The organism is Aquiflexum lacus (assembly GCF_015476655.1).
GTDB lineage: Bacteria > Bacteroidota > Bacteroidia > Cytophagales > Cyclobacteriaceae > Aquiflexum > Aquiflexum lacus.
The window spans coordinates 1-1,728 of the sequence record NZ_JABFHF010000064.1; the positions used below are offsets into that span (position 1 = coordinate 1).

The window sequence follows — 1,728 nt, forward strand, 5'->3', positions numbered from 1 at the left end:
AAACGTCAGACTGTCTAAAAACCCGGCCTTGCGATGAGAAGTAATTTCACACTTTTTCTATAGGATATATAGGGTAATTTTTGTAAATTCTTGCATGAAATTCATACAAGGCACCGACCGCACACAGCTTGCTCTTTTCCCCACCTGTCTGGATGATACTCTTGAGTTTGACAATGAAACCCGCTTGATCGATCTGTTTGTAAGCTCCATTGACCTAAAGTCTTTTGGTTTTGAGATGGACTTTGTCGACAATGGCAGGCCTGCCTATCATCCCGGGGATCTGCTAAGGCTTTTTATCTACGGATATCTCAACAGGATCAGAAGTTCCAGGGCATTGGAAAGGGAATGCAAACGCAACATCGAGCTCATCTGGCTCATAAAGGGACTCGTTCCCGACCACAATACCATCTCCAATTTCCGCAGGGATAACCCTTCCGCTATCAAAAAGGTATTCAGGGCCACCGTTCAGATGGCCAGACATTTTGAGCTGATCGGTGGAACGCTCATTGCCGGCGACAGTACCAAGCTCCGCGCCCAGAACAGCAAGAAAAACAACTTCAACGCCAAAAAGATCGAAAGGCACCTAGCCTACATCGAAGAAAAGCTTTCCAGGTACCAGTCTGAACTTGCCCAAGAGGACGGGGACAGTACACAAAAGGAAACCATCGCCACGGAGATCGAAAAGCAGTCCGGGCGCCGGGCAAAATACGAATCCCTCTTGGAACAGCTCAATAGCAGCGACCAGGAGCAGATTTCCACGTCTGATCCCGACAGCAGACAGATGGTCATCCGCAACAACATCACCGAAGTGGCATACAATATCCAGTCCACCACGGATGCAAAGCACAATATCCCGATCGACTTCAAGGTGACCAATAACAACGATTCCAAGGCCATGGGGAACATGGTCAGAAGGGCCAAAAGCATACTTGGGACAAACAGTTTCACTGTCCTGTTCGACAAAGGATACCATACCGGAAGCGAGATCAGGACAGCCGTAGAGCTTGGGGCCGAAGTCATAGTTGCCATCCCATCGGTCAGCGGTTCCAGTATGGCCCCGGATCCGGCCTACAATGTTTCGGAATTCAGATATGATCCAAAAAACCGCACCTATACCTGCCCACAGGGAAACACCCTGTCCACCAACGGATCATGGTACAATAAGGAAAGGGGCGGTCCCTCCCGGAAATCAGCAAGCAGCGTGAGGGTGCAGCACTTCAAGACCAAGGCCTGTCAGGCCTGTCCCGCCCTTGCCAGTTGCACCAAAAACACCCGTGGAAGGGGTAGGGTCATCGAAAGGACGGAGCATCAGGACTTTATCGATGCCAACAGAAGAAACGTGGAGCAGAAGGAACACCTCTACAAACGGAGGCAGGCGATCATCGAACACAATTACGGAACAATCAAAAGACAGTGGAACTTCCACTACATCATCACCAAAAAAGGCAAGGACAGGGCCTCCTCGGATGTTGGGTTCATGTTTGTGGCCTATAATCTTCGAAGGATATTCAATCTTGTCGATCAGGAAGCATTGAAAAAGTATATGAAGATGCTTTGGCTTTGTTTTTTGGCCATATTGGACTATTTAAGAGCCCGAAAGAAGCTTATACAGCGATCTGAAATTTACAGATTCGATAACTACCAATTTCTACAGCCCCACCCAAATTCAAGGAAATGGGCTTATATTTAGACTATCCGAAAAGATAACGGAGATTTTTGGACAAACTG

General features: G+C 48.0%; 1 protein-coding gene. It reads left to right on the forward strand.

Annotation, left to right across the window (positions count from 1 at the left end; translation table 11 throughout):
- The first annotated feature begins 94 nt into the window (after window positions 1-94).
- Window positions 95-1,690 (forward strand): IS1182 family transposase, encoded by a 1,596-nt coding sequence (locus HMJ38_RS25000; protein ID WP_194977183.1) that lies wholly within the window; start codon window positions 95-97, stop codon window positions 1,688-1,690.
- Window positions 1,691-1,728 lie beyond the last annotated feature (38 nt).

Coding starts and splice junctions, on each gene's coding strand:
- HMJ38_RS25000 (WP_194977183.1), top strand. CDS start 95: ATGAAATTCATACAAGGCACCGACCGCACACAGCTTGCTCTTTTCCCC.